The sequence below is a fragment of the Yersinia rohdei ATCC 43380 genome (assembly GCF_000173775.1).
Lineage (GTDB): Bacteria > Pseudomonadota > Gammaproteobacteria > Enterobacterales > Enterobacteriaceae > Yersinia > Yersinia rohdei.
In genome coordinates, this window is record NZ_ACCD01000003.1 from 23,999 (window position 1) to 40,244 (window position 16,246).

Sequence of the window (16,246 nt, forward strand, 5' to 3'; positions counted from 1 at the left end):
TCACTCAGGGACGATTTCGGCGAGCACTGCACCCACACGGGTAACCGAACCGCTGTTTAACTGTGGCGCAAAATACACTTTACCCTCAGCAAACAAGTTAATCACCGTAGAGCCTAATTTAAAGCGGCCCATTTCTTGCCCTTTTTCCAATGTGACAGCAGCTTCAGTACCTTCCTGCGGGTATGTCCAACGGCGAATAACACCTTCCCGTGGTGGGGTAATTGTCCCCGCCCAGACAGTTTCAATACTTCCGACAATAGTGGCACCCACCAAAATTTGCGCCATCGGGCCAACAGCGGTGTCGAAGATACAAATGACGCGCTCATTACGTGCAAACAAGTTGGGTACATTTGCTGCGGTCAGCGGGTTAACCGAGAATAAATCGCCCGGAACATAAATCATTTCACGCAACGTACCCGCGCATGGCATATGTACCCGGTGATAATCCCGAGGAGCCAGATAGGTGGTAACGAACTGACCATTTTGGAACTCGGCTGCCAGCATATAGTTACCCGCCAGCAAAGCTTCCAAACTGTAATTATGGCCTTTGGCCTGCAAAATTTGTTGGTCATGAATGGTACCTAACTGACTGATAGCACCATCAGCAGGTTGGGCCAACAAATTTTCTTCAACCACAATCGGGCGGACACCGGCGCGCAGCGGGCGCACAAAAAACTCATTAAACGTACGATAAGCAGAGAATTCAGGGTCTTGTGCTTCTTTCATCTCAACTTTGTAATAGCGAGCAAAGGCTTTAATAACCAGTTGTGTCAACCAGCCGCCTTGAATATCTGCCCCCCAGCCAGCCAAACGGGTTAGGCCAAGTTTTGGCAGTAAATACTGTAATCTGATTTTAATACTGTCTAGCACGTAGACCTCTTGAGTTTTTTATTAGCGATAATAATGAGGGGCGCAATTCCCTTTATAATTGAAATTACAGCAGTATTAGCTGCATTCACCACCCCGAATCACTGACTGGCAGTTCATCGGGGTGTGTTTACTTCCCCGGATTACTTTTCGTCGCTATCCGATGTTTTGCGCGGTTTTGCTTGTTCCATACTTTCCAGAATGCGATGGTAATTATCAAAGCGCTCTTCGGCAATTTTACCTTGCTCCACGGCTTCACGTAGGGCGCAGCCAGGATCGTTGCTATGGCTGCAGTCACGGAACTTGCAATGACCAAGATAATCACGGAATTCGACAAACCCTTGTGTGATTTGTTCCGGAGCCAAATGCCAAAGGCCAAATTCACGGACTCCCGGTGAATCAATAACATCGCCGCCATGCTGGAAATGATACAAACGGGCGGCGGTGGTGGTGTGCTGGCCCAGACCCGAGTTACCGGAAACAGTATTGACCAGAATTTCATTATCTGTTGGCGGTAACAGGGCATTTAGCAGACTGGATTTACCCACCCCTGACTGACCAGCAAAGATACTGATTCGCCCGGCCAGCGCCTGTTCAAAGGCTTCCATCCCTTCACGGGTCTGGCTGGAGACTTCCAATACGTTGTAGCCAATACGACGGTAAATATCCATCATGCCATCAACAAATTTACGGCCATCTGCATCCAGTAAATCGATCTTATTCAGGACGATTAATGGCTCGACCTCCAGTGTTTCACAGGCCACCAGATAGCGATCGATAATATTAAGCGAAAGTTCGGGTAAGATCGCCGATACGATAACGATCTGATCAATATTAGCGGCGATTGGCTTCACGCCATCATAAAGATCAGGGCGTGTTAGAACCGATGTCCGCTCATGAACCGCTTCGACAATCCCTTTAACTCGGACACCTTCCTGCGCTTGCAGGCCAGGACGCCAGACCACACGGTCACCGGTGACCAGCGATTTTATAGTACGGCGGATATTACACCGGTGCTGAACACCATCAGTGGCCTCTACATCGGCATGCTGACCGAAACGGCTGATTACGATACCTTCTTGCGCATCGCCAAGCTGAGAGTCATCTAACTCAGGTTTTCTATCAGTGCGAAGCCGGCGCTGATGGTTAGCCTGCACACGGCGTTGTTGACCTTTCGACAGTTTATTCTTGCTCACTGTGCCTCACTTGAATCTGCATTTATCGCTCGCTGCGACCAAAAAGGCTATGATACACATTATTTTATCATTTGACCGTTTGTTCGGTAGTCCCACCAGCTAACAGGCAGGAAATATCATGGCAGAGAATCAAAATAATCTGATCTGGATCGATCTGGAAATGACCGGTCTTGATCCACAGCGGGATCGGATCATTGAGATAGCCACTCTGGTTACCGATGCGAATCTTAATATACTGGCAGAAGGCCCAGTGCTGGCCGTCCATCAGTCTGATGAGCAACTTGGCCTTATGGATGAGTGGAATGTGCGAACGCATACCGGCAGTGGGCTGGTAGCGCGGGTGAAGGCCAGCACTATTAATGACCATGATGCTGAATTGCAAACTATTGAATTTTTGAAACAATGGGTTCCGGCAGGTGCTTCACCTATCTGTGGCAACAGTGTGGGCCAAGATCGGCGTTTCTTGTTCCGTTATATGCCAGAACTTGAAGCCTATTTCCATTACCGCTATCTGGATGTGAGCACCTTAAAAGAACTGGCTCGCCGCTGGAAACCAGAAATTCTACCTGGTTTCAAAAAGCAAAATACCCATCAGGCATTAGATGATATTCGCGAGTCAGTGGCGGAACTTGCTTATTATCGTGAGCATTTTATTCAACTCTAATGCCCTTCGCCCTTGAAGTTGCAGGGTTGTTAGCTACGCGCGCGCATCTCTTACTTGAGTAAGCTCATCGGGATGCGTTTGCTTGTTGCCGGCCTGCAATTCCAATGACTTTGGGTATCTCATTGGAGTTGCAGGCAAAAGTGCTCATCTGCAACGCTAATGATTTTAGGTCTATACTGTATTTCGCCTAAAAGTATTATGCTTTACCCAATGAATTTGTCTCGGTGATGTTTTATTTCGCAACCAGTGCTGGCAAACTGCGCATATTGCTGTTTTTATCAGCACTTGAACCGAAAAATGATTTTTTTGCTTTCAGGGGCTTGCGGCAAAACGGATTTCTCGTATAATGCGCACCCCGTACCGATGAAGAATTCGCAAGCATGCGCTGACCGATTTAGTACGAGTAAAGTAGGGCACAGAGCGGGAATAGCTCAGTTGGTAGAGCACGACCTTGCCAAGGTCGGGGTCGCGAGTTCGAGTCTCGTTTCCCGCTCCAATTTCTAGTTCAGTCAAGAAATTGGTAATAAAGATAAGCAGTGGCAAAAATAAAATAAATAAAGTGATGCGTTTTTTCTTTTATAATGCATGACGGCGACGCGGGAATAGCTCAGTTGGTAGAGCACGACCTTGCCAAGGTCGGGGTCGCGAGTTCGAGTCTCGTTTCCCGCTCCAAAATTTTATTTTTCTTGGTTCTGGTTATTGTAAAGAGTAAATGTCAAATGCTGTCATAACAGCAGGGTGCAATAGCATCTCAATGCGGGAATAGCTCAGTTGGTAGAGCACGACCTTGCCAAGGTCGGGGTCGCGAGTTCGAGTCTCGTTTCCCGCTCCAAATTTTTTCAATCAATTCTGTTTTAATTATCCACAGCTACGTTGTGCATCCAGCCCCTTGTTACATACATTGTATTAACTTCGTCAACAGAGTTATCCACAGATTCTGTTCTTTTTTTATTCAGCTTATAATTTAATCGCTTTTATTCGCTTTTTTATATCTAATTGATTTTTATGCGTATATTTTTATATGAAAATGTTACAGCGATCACTTGTGCTTTTTTTTGCACTTGATTGCCAAGGTGTTTTTATTTTTATGCACAGGAAAAATCTGAGTATATTCACGATATGAATAGCTAAAAAAATCTACCCCACGTCATTCAACTTTAAGGCAAAGCTGGTATCAAGCGTCTCGTGGCAGGCCTTTTTCAATGGCTCTCACCAGCCGTTTTTTCTGCGGTGTTTGAATATCCCCTATCAGGGTTGCGCGCCTGCTCAATTGTTGTGAAATTGCCCACTCAATATGTTCATCTAACATAGGGTGAATGCCTCTGCGGGCTTCCAGTGCCAAGACGATACGGTCAAGGTAGGGCGCATTACCCAATGCGACAGAGATATTACGTAACCAGCGCAGATGGCCAATTCGCCGAATGGCAGAACCTTCCGTTATTCGCAAAAACTTCTCTTCGTTCCAGGCAAATAAATCCAGTAACTGTGGGGTGTGCAGCACCGCGCGTGGGCTGAAATCTTCTTCATCGGTTAATTGTGAAAAGCGGTTCCACGGGCAGATTAGCTGGCAATCATCACAGCCATAAATACGATTGCCCATGAGTGGGCGAAGCTCTTCGGGTATCGCACCCTCTAATTCAATCGTCAGATAAGAGATACAGCGGCGCGCATCAACGGTGTAGGGCGCGACGATAGCGCCGGTTGGGCAGGTTGTGATACAGGCGACACAGCGGCCACATTGCTCTGCTTGTGGTTTATCAACTGGCAGTGGCAGGTCGATAAGCAATTCGCCAAGGAAGAACCAGGAACCCGCATCACGATTTAAAATTAGTGAGTGCTTACCAACCCATCCAATCCCCGCTTTGGCGGCCAGTGAACGTTCCATTATGGGGGCGGAGTCAACGAATGGCCGAAAATTGATTTCGTTAGCCGCCGATGGCTCCTGCTCAAGACAATAACTTTGGATTTGGTCACCTAATTTTTTTAGGCGCTGGCGCAAGAGTTTATGATAATCACGGCCTAATGCGTAGCGGCTGACATAGCCTAGTTCTGAATCTTTTAATGTGCTGGCAAACGCCGCTTTGGCGGGTAAATAATTCATCCGCACACTGATAACCCGCAGTGTTCCGGGCAATAATTCATGGGCGCGGGCGCGCAGCATGCCGTGGCGGGCCATCCAGGCCATTTCGCCATGATATTGTTTATCAAGCCAGGCCTGTAATCGCGGTTCTTCGGCAGTTAAATCTGTATCGCAGATACCGACTTGCTGGAAACCTAGCGATTGCCCCCATTGCTTGATATGTTGGGCTAATTGATTCAGATCGAGGGGATGTGCCATGACAGACCATAGTAAGAAACAAATCGGTGTCAGTTTACCACATTCTGTTTTTTCTGCGGACTGGGTGCGCCAAAACGAGGCCATCGGCGCGGCACACTTCTCCCTGAGTTTGTTTGATTTGATGGTGAGAGCCGGAAATGCAGCATTTGACTTGGCGCATAAGCAATATCCGACGGCGCGCCACTGGCTGATTTTGTGTGGTCACGGCAATAATGGGGGGGATGGCTATATTGTGGCCTGCCGGGCATTAGCGGCGGGCTTGAATGTCACTCTTATCGCCTGTCCGGGTAATCGCCCATTACCTGCACAAGCTCATCAGGCGCAAGCCCAGTGGCTGGCGGCAGGAGGAATCATTAATCCGCCTGATATTGCATGGCCGCAACATGTCGATTTAATTATCGATGGCTTGTTGGGGATTGGCCTACGAGCCGCGCCGCAAGGGGTTTATGCCACACTGATAGACACAGCGAACCGCCATCGGGCCGCAAAAATTGCGTTGGATATTCCTTCCGGACTGAGTGCCGATAGCGGTGCTGCCCCCGGCTCCGTTATTCGTGCGGATCACACCCTGACGTTTGTCGCGTTGAAACCCGGCTTACTCACCGGACAGGCCCGTGATTGGGTCGGGCATCTGCATTGTCATGATTTGGGACTGACGGCATGGTTAGATACTCAGCCGGCTCAAATTGAGCGAATAACCGCGGTGCACCTGTCACAGTGGCTGAAACCGCGCCGCCCTTGCGCCCATAAAGGTGAACATGGGCGTTTACTGCTGGTGGGCGGGGATAAAGGGCTGGGCGGGGCTATTCGTATGGCGGGTGAAGCCGCATTACGTAGCGGTGCTGGATTAGTGCGAGTGCTTACTCACACTGAACATATAGCGCCGATTTTGGCCGCTTGTCCTGAACTGATGGTGCAGGAACTCACGGATGAAACCCTGGCACAAAGTATTGATTGGGCTGATGTGTTGGTGGTTGGGCCGGGGCTAGGGCAATCTGAGTGGGGCAGGAATGCTCTGAATTTATTGCAACAAAGTGATAAACCAGCATTATGGGATGCAGATGCTCTCAACTTGCTGGCATTAAATCCTCATAGGCGTCAGAATCGGGTATTGACTCCCCATCCTGGCGAAGCGGCACGTCTGCTCGGTTGTCACGTCGCTGATATTGAAAGTGACCGCTTACTTTCTGCCCGTAACATTGTTAAACAATATGGTGGGGTGGTGGTATTGAAAGGGGCTGGTACTCTTATTGCCAGTGAACAGGGGGAGATGGCGATTGCTGATGTGGGTAATGCTGGGATGGCCTCCGGGGGAATGGGGGATATTCTGTCCGGTATTATTGGTAGTTTGATAGCACAAAAGCTGGTGCTGTATGATGCCGCCTGTGCGGGTTGTGTTGTGCATGGCGTTGCGGCAGACAGACTGGCAGAAGTTCAAGGCACCCGGGGTTTACTGGCAACAGATTTATTGCCGGTTATTCCGAAGTACGTTAATCCTGAGTTAGCAAGATAGATATCATAGAATGAAAGAACTCGTTTTACCTCTGCCTGATGAGGCAGCGACCGTTGCATTAGGGGCTGCTTTGGCCCATGCCTTCAATGGGGCCAGCGTTATTTATCTGTTCGGCGATTTAGGGGCCGGAAAAACGACTTTCAGCCGTGGCTTTCTTCAAGCCCTTGGCCATTGTGGGCATGTTAAAAGCCCGACTTATACTTTGGTTGAACCTTATGCCTTGACGCCAAGGCCGGTTTATCATTTTGACCTGTATCGTCTGGCAGACCCTGAAGAGCTAGAGTTTATGGGCATTCGCGACTATTTCGATACACAGGCGATTTGCCTGGTGGAATGGCCACAGCAAGGGGCTGGATTCTTGCCTCAGGCGGATGTGGAACTGCATTTGTCTTATCAGGATGAAGGGCGAGAAGCGCGTCTGCTGGCGATTTCTGATGCGGGTGCACAAGTGTTGCGCCGTTTAGCTGCTGTGCAAGGATAATGAGATAATGACGCATAGCATGACACGACTAAATTCCTTCATTCGACGGATTGGTTTAAAGCGAAAATCATATTGGAAACAATTGGTTGCCATGGTTATGCTGGTGGTGGTGAGTTTGTTTGCTCTCCCTTCTGCATGGGCTATGAAGCTGACCGATATCAAGGTGAACAATGGCCCGACAGAAAGCCGGGTGACACTCAGTTTTGACGGCAAGCCGATTTACGCCTTTTTCTCGTTAAACGCCCCCGAGCGGGTGGTGTTAGATGTGCGCCAAAGTGGCAATCTTTCGGGATTACCATTGGAATTCAGTGGGCAAAATCTGCTGAAAAGAATTCGCTCGAGTACGCCAAAAGATGAGCAAAGCACCCGTCTGGTGCTGGAGTTGACGCAAAAAGTGAAAACTCGCGCCGTCACTCAACAATCAGGTAATAATTACACCGTCGTGATTACCATGACCGCGACAGGCAGTGCGCCGGTTCGTCAGGTGCAATCCACGCCAAGTCCGAATAATTCGGTATTAAGCCAAACCAATACACCGAGCCCCAATGCTGGGCGGCTGACAGCGCAGGCGACGAACACCAATACCGCGGCGCGGGTGACCAGCTCCAATAGCTCCACTGTGGCGAAAAATCCGTTTAATAATAAGCCAACTGTGGTGATGAGCAGCGAAAACGTCACCACCAATACTGCACGTCCGATTAAAGCGAGCCGGGTGGCTAATAGCACCCAAGTCGTTGTTGCCATTGATGCCGGTCACGGGGGGCAAGATCCCGGAGCTATTGGGCAAAATGGCTTACAAGAGAAGAGTGTCACTCTGGCTATTGCCCGCAGGCTGGAAGCATTGCTTAACAGCGACCAGATGTTTAAACCGGTTTTGACCCGTAATGGCGATTATTTTATTTCGGTTATGGGCCGCTCTGACGTGGCACGTAAACAAAGTGCCAATGTGTTGGTTTCCATCCATGCGGATGCCGCGCCGAACCGCAGCGCGACAGGGGCGTCCGTTTGGGTGTTATCAAATCGCCGTGCTAACAGTGAAATGGGGAGCTGGCTGGAACAGCATGAGAAGCAATCCGAGCTCCTTGGCGGCGCAGGTGATGTGCTAGCGAATACCGCATCTGACCCCTATTTAAGTCAAGCGGTGCTGGATCTGCAATTTGGTCATTCGCAGCGTGTGGGTTATGACGTCGCGACCAAAGTGCTGCGTGAACTGCAATCCATTGGTGACATTCATAAACGTCGGCCGGAACACGCCAGTCTTGGGGTGTTGCGTTCTCCGGATATTCCCTCTTTGTTAGTGGAAACCGGCTTTATCAGTAACAGTACGGAGGAGCGGCTGCTTGGCAGTAGCGCGTATCAGGAGAAAATTGCTCAAGCCATTTATAAAGGCTTACGCAGTTATTTCCTCGCGCATCCGCTACAAGCCGACCCAAAGGTCGAAAACCGTCCGCTAATTGAAACGGCGGCGGTAAATTCTTCTTCACAACGTGCTAGCGCGAGTCAGCCAGAACCTGTGGTTAGCAATGTAAATACGTCAAGCGGCAGGTCTGCTGCTGCCAAACCTGTGGTGACAGGTAAAAGTCAGATTCATAAAGTACAACGTGGCGAAACTTTATCCGGCATTGCCAGTCAATATGGCGTCAGCATGGCGGTATTGCGGCAAAGCAACACATTGAAAAATGATGTGGTTTGGGTCGGTCAGCGTTTAAAAGTGCCGGCCTCTGGCGGCTCGATTGCCGCCACTGTGCCTAAAACTGCCGCTAAAAAAAGTCAGCCGGTTAAACATCAGGTAAAACGTGGCGATACGCTATCAGCCATTGCTGCCAGATATGGCGTGTCGATGAGTGAGATTGAGCGGGCGAATAAGATAAAGTCAGGTAATGTTCAACTTGGCCAAACCTTGACCATCCCACAGTCATAAGCGATAAGGAACTGCTATGCCGATTCAGATTCTGCCACCACAGCTTGCTAACCAAATTGCCGCCGGTGAAGTGGTAGAGCGGCCGGCGTCGGTAGTCAAAGAATTGGTAGAAAATAGCCTGGATGCCGGTGCCACACGCATTGATATTGATATCGAACGTGGTGGGGCGAAATTGATTCGTATCCGTGATAATGGCTGTGGCATTAGTAAAGATGATTTGGCACTGGCGCTGGCCCGCCATGCAACCAGTAAGATAAGCTCGCTGGAGGATCTGGAAGCTATCCTCAGTATGGGGTTTCGCGGTGAAGCACTGGCCAGTATCAGTTCTGTCTCCCGCCTGATATTAACGTCACGCACGGCGCAGCAAAATGAAGCCTGGCAAGCTTATGCCGAAGGGCGCGATATGGCGGTGACCATCAAGCCCGCAGCGCATCCGGTGGGTAGCACCCTTGAGGTGCTGGATTTGTTTTATAACACCCCTGCGCGCCGCAAATTTATGCGCACTGAAAAAACCGAATTTGGTCATATTGATGAAGTGGTGCGGCGCATTGCGCTGGCGCGTTTTGATGTGGCGATTAATCTTAGTCATAACGGTAAGCTAATGCGCCAGTACCGCGCAGCGACTGACCCTTCTCAGCATGAGCGCCGTCTTGCCAGCATTTGTGGCCCTGCTTTTTTGCAGCAGGCACTGGCTATTTCCTGGCAACATGGTGATTTAACCATCCGTGGATGGGTAGCTGACCCCGCAGCCAGCCGCACACTCAGTGAAATGCAGTATTGCTACGTCAATAACCGCATGATGCGCGACCGACTCATAAACCACGCGATTCGCCAGGCTTATCAAGATTTACTCAAAGACGACCAACAACCGGCCTATGTGCTGTATTTGGATATTGACCCGCATCAGGTTGATGTCAACGTGCACCCGGCTAAACATGAGGTACGTTTTCATCAGGCGCGGTTGGTTCATGATTTTATTTATCAAGCAGTTACCACGGTTTTGCAGCAAGCAGCTACCCCAGTATTAAACATCAATGAAGATGGCGAAGAAATAGAGGCACCGCGCTGGCAGCCAGAGAATCGTGTGGCGGCGGGGGGCAATAAATATGCTCAACCGGAACCGGCGAAAGCCCCGCGAGAAGAGCGAACAGCTGCGCCAGAGCCGGCGTCAGCTGTGGGGCGAACCGCAACAACCGAGCGCTTATTTGCTCGTGAACATGCTCCAGCCTATAACGCGGGCCAGCCTTATCAAAAGCAGCAAGGCGAGTTATATCGCCAGTTGGTGCAGCCCGTTACAGAAATGACAGCCTCTGCCCCAAAAGCACGCCAGCTCCCTGTTGAAGAGCCACTTCATGGTGATAATTACAGTTTTGGCCGAGTATTAACGGTATTTCCTCCTTGTTATGCTTTGCTTGAATATAAACAGGGTTTGGCATTGTTGGCGCTGCCGGTTGCCGAACGCGGGTTGAAACAAGCGCAACTGAACCCGCCAACTGAAGGTTTGCGCCCTCAGCCCTTATTGATCCCGCTGAAATTAACATTAAATAAAGATGAGGCCGCCGCCTGCCAGCGCCATCAGAAATTGTTGGCTCTCATGGGGATAGAATTGGCTGTTGAACATACAACAGCGACTTTGCGTGCAGTATCTTTACCATTACGCCAACAAAATTTACAAAAACTGATACCGGAACTGTTAGGCTATCTGTCGCAACATGAAGAGATATCGCCAGATGCTCTGGCCACATGGATTTCTCGCCAGCTTGGCAGTGAACATGAGGTATGGAATGTGTCTCAAGCGATACAGTTATTGACGGATGTTGAACGTCTTTGTCCACAGTTGGTAAAATCACCGCCTGTCGGGCTATTACAACCTATTGATATAAAGGCTGCATTGGCAACCCTGAAACATGAATGATATTGAAAATCTAGACCTGCCACCGGCAATCTTTATTATGGGGCCAACTGCCTCGGGTAAAACAGCGCTCTCTATTGCGTTGAGACAGCGGCTACCTGTAGAGCTCATCAGTGTTGACTCGGCCCTTATCTACCGTGGTATGGATATCGGCACGGCGAAACCCAGTGCAGAAGAGCTGGCATTAGCGCCGCACCGACTGATTGATATCCGCGATCCCGCGCAATCCTACTCAGCGGCAGATTTCCGTAAAGATGCATTAAAAGAAATGGCCGACATCACCGCAGCCGGGCGTATTCCGCTGCTGGTGGGTGGCACAATGTTGTATTTTAAAGCTTTGTTGGATGGGTTATCGCCATTGCCGTCGGCTGATGCACAAGTGCGCCAGCGGATTGAACAACAAGCGGCAGAGCTGGGTTGGGAAGCCTTGCATCAGCAATTAGCCGAGATAGACCCGGTTGCTGCGGCGAGAATTCATCCTAATGATCCTCAGCGGCTCTCCAGAGCACTGGAAGTTTTTTTGATTTCAGGTAAAACTCTAACAGAACTGACTAAAATTTCAGGTGAAACCTTACCTTACCGGGTTCACCAATTTGCGATTGCGCCTGTTAGCCGGGAACTCTTACACCAGCGGATTGAATTACGTTTTCATCAGATGCTGGCGGCGGGGTTTGAAACAGAGGCTAGGGCGCTTTTTGACCGCGGTGATTTGCATACGGATATGCCCGCCATTCGTTGTGTAGGATACCGGCAGATGTGGTCTTATCTGTCCGGTGAGATTGATTACGACGAAATGGTTTACCGCGGAGTTTGTGCGACACGTCAACTGGCAAAGCGCCAAATGACCTGGTTGCGGGGCTGGGGTTCAGTCCAGTGGCTCGACAGTGACAAGCCGGGAGAGGCTTTAGACTCTGTGATACAGGTTGTTAGTGCATAGGTTGAATGATTGTGTACAATTGATTAGTACTCAACGCGCGAATTTTTTTACGCAGTTTATTTTCGAGCCGATAGGTTCTTAGTTAATAACAACAAGCAAATAAGGAAAATATAGAATGGCTAAGGGGCAATCTTTGCAAGATCCGTTCCTGAACGCATTGCGTCGTGAACGGGTTCCGGTTTCTATTTATTTAGTGAATGGCATTAAACTGCAGGGCCAAGTTGAGTCTTTTGATCAGTTTGTCATTCTGTTAAAGAATACAGTCAGCCAGATGGTCTATAAACACGCCATTTCTACTGTAGTGCCTTCCCGCCCGGTTTCGCATCACAGCAATAATCCGAGTGGTAGCACCAATAATTATCATGGTAGTAATCCATCTGCGCCGCAACAGCCGCAGCAGGATAGCGATGACGCTGAATAAAGCGCATTGCTGTTCAACCATGACGGAGAACATAAGCAACGGATCCGGGCTTATGTTCTCCGCACTAGCGGTTTTGATCCGTTTGAGAGGTTGCACGTTTGTTTGACCGTTATGAAGGCGGTGAGCAGGCCGTACTGGTTCATATCTATTTCTCGCAAGACAAAAACTCAGAGGATCTGCGTGAATTTGAAGCGCTGGTATCTTCTGCGGGCGTAGAAGCTTTGCAAATTGTGACCGGTAGTCGCAAAGCACCGCACCCTAAGTATTTTGTTGGCGAGGGAAAAGCTGAAGAAATTGCTGATGCAGTTAAAGCCAGTGGTGCGTCTGTTGTCTTGTTTGATCATGCCCTTTCCGCAGCACAAGAGCGAAATCTTGAGCGTTTGTGCGAATGTCGGGTTATTGATCGTACTGGGCTAATTTTAGATATTTTTGCCCAACGGGCCCGTACCCACGAAGGTAAATTACAGGTCGAATTAGCGCAATTGCGCCATATCGCGACCCGCTTGGTACGTGGTTGGACGCATCTTGAGCGTCAAAAAGGGGGGATTGGCCTAAGAGGGCCAGGTGAAACCCAGTTGGAGACTGACCGTCGTTTGTTACGTGACCGTATCAGCTTGATTTTAAGCCGTTTAGAGCGCGTGGCAAAACAGCGAGAGCAGGGGCGGCGTGCGCGTACCCGTGCTGATATTCCGACAGTATCTTTGGTGGGATATACCAACGCCGGTAAATCTAGCCTGTTTAACAAAATTACGGCAGCTGATGTCTATGCAGCTGACCAATTATTTGCCACGCTGGATCCAACTTTACGCCGTATTAATGTGGCGGATGTGGGCGATACTGTGCTGGCGGATACCGTAGGCTTTATCCGGCATTTGCCGCACGATCTGGTTGCTGCTTTTAAAGCGACATTACAAGAAACGCGGCAAGCCTCATTACTGTTACACATAATTGATGCAGCTGATCCTCGGGTAGCCGAGAATATGGCCGCAGTTGATTCTGTGTTGGCAGAAATCGAGGCGGATGAAATTCCTACATTATTAGTAATGAATAAAATTGATTTGTTGGATGATTTTGTCCCGCGAATTGATCGCAACGAAGAAAATCTGCCAGTCAGAGTTTGGCTTTCAGCCCAAACCGGCGCAGGTATCCCGTTGCTCTTTCAAGCGTTGACGGAGCGTCTTTCAGGTGAGATCGCACACTTTGAATTACGTTTGCCGCCTCAGGCAGGCCGTTTGCGTAGCCGTTTTTACCAGCTTCAGGCAATTGAAAAAGAGTGGATAGATGAGGACGGGAATATCGGTATGGTGGTAAGAATGCCTATCGTTGATTGGCGTCGTCTCTGTAAACAAGAGCAGGAATTGGTCAGTTATATTGTTAATGAGTCCGACGCGGCTAATTAATTTATGCTACCTAAAGACATTGGAGTTGCAGAGAGGTAGCAAGCGAACTCATTCCGATGAGCTTACTTAGGTAAGTGATTCCGGTGAGAGAAGGCAGCTAACAACTCCGCGACTTCAAGTACAAAGGGTATATCTGACCTTTCTTGTGAGATTAAGAGCCAGCTTCTTTGGCATGCGCTCTTGGCCTGAAGAAAACCAATCATAGAAGAATGGAGCTAAAACATGGCGTGGAATCAGCCCGGTAATAACGGACAGGACCGCGATCCGTGGGGGAGCAGCAATAATAATGGCGGCAACTCTGGCGGAAATAACAATAATAAAGGTGGCCGTGACCAAGGGCCGCCTGATCTGGACGATATCTTCCGTAAACTGAGCAAAAAACTGAGTAACCTCGGTGGCAAAGGTGGCGGAAACAGCAATGATAATAGCGGTTCAACAAAAGGCCCGAGTTTCAATGGTCGTATTGTTGGTATTGCAGTAGTTGCGGTTGTCGTTATCTGGGCAGCAAGTGGTTTCTATACAATTAAAGAAGCTGAGCGCGGTGTTGTTACTCGCTTGGGTAAATTAAGCCACATCGTGCAGCCTGGTTTGAACTGGAAACCGACCTTTATTGATGAAGTGACCCCGGTTAACGTCGAGTCCGTACGTGAATTGGCGGCATCAGGTGTCATGCTGACCTCTGATGAGAACGTCGTTCGCATCGAAATGAACGTGCAGTATCGTGTGACTGACCCGGCCGCTTATCTGTTTAGCGTGACGAATCCGGATGACAGCCTGCGTCAGGCAACTGACAGCGCAGTACGTGGTGTTATTGGTAAATACACCATGGATAAAATCCTGACTGAAGGCCGTACTATCGTGCGTAGCGATACTCAGCGTGTACTGGAAGAAACCATTCGTCCGTACAATATGGGTATTACTCTGCTGGACGTTAACTTCCAGGCAGCGCGACCGCCAGAAGAAGTTAAAGCGGCATTTGATGATGCGATTGCTGCCCGTGAAAACGAACAACAGTATATTCGTGAAGCTGAAGCTTACACCAACGAAGTCCAGCCACGTGCTAATGGTCAGGCGCAGCGTCTGTTAGAAGATGCTCGTGCTTATGCCGCACGTAAAGTGTTGGAAGCGCAAGGTGAAGTTGCCGGTTTTGCCAAGTTGCTGCCTGAGTATAAGGCTGCACCGGAAATTACCCGTGAGCGTCTGTACATCGAAACCATGGAGAAAGTCCTCGGTAAAACTCACAAAGTGCTGGCTAATGACAAAGGTAACAATCTGATGGTGTTACCGCTGGATCAACTGATGCGCGGTCAAGGTGCAGCAGATAAAGCGGATGGCAGCAAAGATACCAGTCTGATTCGTTTGAATCCGTCTTCCTCTGCCAATAGCAGCCAAGAATCTGGTGCCAGTAATTCAAATACCAGTTCAACCAGTGGCTCTATCATGGATCAGCGCCGAGCGAATACTCAGCGTGATACTTCCACTCGCGTAGGGAGAGAATAACCAATGCGTAAGTCTATTTTACTTATCGTCGTTGTGGTGTTGGTCGCACTCTACGCTTCGCTGTTTGTGGTACAAGAAGGTGAGCGCGGCATCGTGCTGCGCTTTGGTAAGGTATTGCGTGATAGTGATAACAAGCCTCTGGTGTATGCGCCGGGCTTGCACTTCAAGATACCTTTTATCGAAACAGTGAAGACGTTGGATGCCCGTATTCAAACTATGGACAACCAAGCTGACCGTTTTGTAACCAACGAGAAGAAAGACCTGATTGTTGACTCATACCTGAAATGGCGTATTAGCGATTTCAGCCGCTACTATCTGGCCACCGGTGGTGGTGATGTGTCTCAGGCGGAAGTGCTGCTGAAACGTAAGTTCAGTGACCGTTTACGTTCTGAGATTGGCCGCCTGAATGTGCGGGACATCGTAACCGACTCACGTGGTCGTCTGACATCAGATGTTCGTGATGCGCTGAATACCGGTAGTGTCGGTGATGAAGCCGTTACCACAGAAGCAGATGATGCAATTGCCTCTGCGGCAGCGCGTGTTGAGCAGGAAACCCGTGGCAAACAGCCAGCGGTTAACCCGAACAGCATGGCAGCACTTGGGATTGAAGTAGTTGACGTGCGTATCAAGCAAATCAACTTACCGGCCGAAGTTTCTGACGCTATCTTCCAGCGTATGCGTGCTGAACGTGAAGCGGTAGCCCGTCGTCATCGTTCACAAGGTCAGGAAGAAGCCGAGAAGTTGCGTGCAACAGCTGACTATGAAGTGACTCGTACACTGGCGGAAGCTGAGCGTCAGGCACGTATTACTCGTGGTGGCGGTGACGCAGAAGCAGCTCGTCTGTTTGCGGATGCATTCAGTAAAGACCCTGACTTCTATGCTTTCATTCGTAGCCTGCGTGCTTATGAAAACAGCTTCAGCGGTGGTAATGATGTGATGGTTCTGAGCCCGGATAGCGATTTCTTCCGCTACATGAAATCACCGGATAACTCCAGCAAACGTCCATAACCGTTGCTATAAAAACGCGTTTTTGTCATCGTGTTTTTAATTGTAATAAATAAGGCCCGTGTTCACGCGGGCCTTTTCTATTTGAGGC

Annotated in this window: 13 protein-coding genes and 3 tRNA genes; 13 read left to right on the plus strand and 3 right to left on the minus strand. The window is 49.4% G+C overall.

Annotated elements, in window-relative coordinates:
* A complete protein-coding gene (gene asd / locus YROHD0001_RS13765) occupies positions 1–870 on the minus strand; it encodes an archaetidylserine decarboxylase (RefSeq protein WP_004713645.1) in 870 nt (289 codons plus the stop codon).
* A gap of 140 nt (positions 871–1,010) precedes the next feature.
* Positions 1,011–2,063 (minus strand): small ribosomal subunit biogenesis GTPase RsgA, encoded by a 1,053-nt coding sequence (rsgA, locus tag YROHD0001_RS13760; RefSeq protein WP_004713646.1) that lies wholly within the window; start codon positions 2,061–2,063, stop codon positions 1,011–1,013.
* Positions 2,064–2,181: 118 nt separating this feature from the next.
* Between rsgA and orn the strand changes: the two genes are divergently transcribed.
* From orn to YROHD0001_RS13740, 4 genes are all read left to right on the plus strand, one after another.
* The gene (gene orn / locus YROHD0001_RS13755; RefSeq protein ID WP_004713647.1) at positions 2,182–2,727 is read left to right on the plus strand and encodes an oligoribonuclease; all 546 of its coding nucleotides are present in this window, start codon (positions 2,182–2,184) and stop codon (positions 2,725–2,727) included.
* Positions 2,728–3,147: 420 nt separating this feature from the next.
* Positions 3,148–3,223: transfer RNA gene (locus tag YROHD0001_RS13750), tRNA-Gly, on the plus strand.
* Between the two features lie 100 nt (positions 3,224–3,323).
* Positions 3,324–3,399, plus strand: a tRNA-Gly gene (locus tag YROHD0001_RS13745).
* Positions 3,400–3,483: 84 nt separating this feature from the next.
* Positions 3,484–3,559, plus strand: a tRNA-Gly gene (locus YROHD0001_RS13740).
* Between the two features lie 342 nt (positions 3,560–3,901).
* Here the strand turns inward: YROHD0001_RS13740 and queG are convergent.
* Entirely contained in the window at positions 3,902–5,065 is a 1,164-nt protein-coding gene (gene queG / locus YROHD0001_RS13735) for a tRNA epoxyqueuosine(34) reductase QueG (RefSeq protein ID WP_004713650.1), read from the minus strand.
* Between queG and nnr the strand changes: the two genes are divergently transcribed.
* From nnr to hflC, 9 genes are all read left to right on the plus strand, one after another.
* A complete protein-coding gene (nnr, locus tag YROHD0001_RS13730; RefSeq protein WP_004713649.1) occupies positions 5,064–6,578 on the plus strand; it encodes a bifunctional ADP-dependent NAD(P)H-hydrate dehydratase/NAD(P)H-hydrate epimerase in 1,515 nt (504 codons plus the stop codon). The two genes, queG and nnr, sit on opposite strands and share 2 nt — an antisense overlap.
* A 10-nt stretch (positions 6,579–6,588) precedes the next feature.
* Complete coding sequence (gene tsaE, locus YROHD0001_RS13725; protein ID WP_004713651.1) at positions 6,589–7,059, plus strand: tRNA (adenosine(37)-N6)-threonylcarbamoyltransferase complex ATPase subunit type 1 TsaE; 471 nt, start codon at positions 6,589–6,591, stop codon at positions 7,057–7,059.
* A 97-nt stretch (positions 7,060–7,156) separates the two neighbouring features.
* On the plus strand, positions 7,157–8,980 hold the full coding sequence (amiB, locus tag YROHD0001_RS13720; RefSeq protein WP_032816297.1) for an N-acetylmuramoyl-L-alanine amidase AmiB: 1,824 nt from the start codon (positions 7,157–7,159) through the stop codon (positions 8,978–8,980).
* Between the two features lie 16 nt (positions 8,981–8,996).
* Positions 8,997–10,895: a DNA mismatch repair endonuclease MutL gene (mutL, locus tag YROHD0001_RS13715; protein WP_004713654.1), complete on the plus strand. Its 1,899-nt coding sequence runs from the start codon at positions 8,997–8,999 to the stop codon at positions 10,893–10,895.
* Complete coding sequence (miaA, locus tag YROHD0001_RS13710) at positions 10,888–11,829, plus strand: tRNA (adenosine(37)-N6)-dimethylallyltransferase MiaA (RefSeq protein ID WP_032816225.1); 942 nt, start codon at positions 10,888–10,890, stop codon at positions 11,827–11,829. The genes mutL and miaA overlap by 8 nt, the downstream gene beginning before the upstream one ends.
* A 115-nt stretch (positions 11,830–11,944) precedes the next feature.
* Entirely contained in the window at positions 11,945–12,250 is a 306-nt protein-coding gene (hfq, locus tag YROHD0001_RS13705; RefSeq protein WP_004392473.1) for an RNA chaperone Hfq, read from the plus strand.
* Between the two features lie 98 nt (positions 12,251–12,348).
* Complete coding sequence (gene hflX, locus YROHD0001_RS13700; RefSeq protein ID WP_004713658.1) at positions 12,349–13,650, plus strand: ribosome rescue GTPase HflX; 1,302 nt, start codon at positions 12,349–12,351, stop codon at positions 13,648–13,650.
* A gap of 222 nt (positions 13,651–13,872) precedes the next feature.
* Positions 13,873–15,150 carry an FtsH protease activity modulator HflK gene (hflK, locus tag YROHD0001_RS13695; protein ID WP_004713659.1) on the plus strand — a complete coding sequence of 426 codons (1,278 nt, stop codon included), beginning with the start codon at positions 13,873–13,875 and terminating at the stop codon, positions 15,148–15,150.
* A 3-nt stretch (positions 15,151–15,153) separates the two neighbouring features.
* Positions 15,154–16,158: a protease modulator HflC gene (gene hflC / locus YROHD0001_RS13690; RefSeq protein WP_004713661.1), complete on the plus strand. Its 1,005-nt coding sequence runs from the start codon at positions 15,154–15,156 to the stop codon at positions 16,156–16,158.
* Positions 16,159–16,246 lie beyond the last annotated feature (88 nt).

Excerpts from the sequence above, each read along its gene's own strand:
- mutL (WP_004713654.1), top strand. The coding sequence starts at position 8,997 with ATGCCGATTCAGATTCTGCCACCACAGCTTGCTAACCAAATTGCCGCC.
- hfq (WP_004392473.1), top strand. The coding sequence starts at position 11,945 with ATGGCTAAGGGGCAATCTTTGCAAGATCCGTTCCTGAACGCATTGCGT.
- miaA (WP_032816225.1), top strand. The coding sequence starts at position 10,888 with ATGAATGATATTGAAAATCTAGACCTGCCACCGGCAATCTTTATTATG.
- nnr (WP_004713649.1), top strand. The coding sequence starts at position 5,064 with ATGACAGACCATAGTAAGAAACAAATCGGTGTCAGTTTACCACATTCT.
- amiB (WP_032816297.1), top strand. The coding sequence starts at position 7,157 with ATGCTGGTGGTGGTGAGTTTGTTTGCTCTCCCTTCTGCATGGGCTATG.
- orn (WP_004713647.1), top strand. The coding sequence starts at position 2,182 with ATGGCAGAGAATCAAAATAATCTGATCTGGATCGATCTGGAAATGACC.
- queG (WP_004713650.1), bottom strand. The coding sequence starts at position 5,065 with ATGGCACATCCCCTCGATCTGAATCAATTAGCCCAACATATCAAGCAA.
- hflC (WP_004713661.1), top strand. The coding sequence starts at position 15,154 with ATGCGTAAGTCTATTTTACTTATCGTCGTTGTGGTGTTGGTCGCACTC.
- hflK (WP_004713659.1), top strand. The coding sequence starts at position 13,873 with ATGGCGTGGAATCAGCCCGGTAATAACGGACAGGACCGCGATCCGTGG.
- tsaE (WP_004713651.1), top strand. The coding sequence starts at position 6,589 with ATGAAAGAACTCGTTTTACCTCTGCCTGATGAGGCAGCGACCGTTGCA.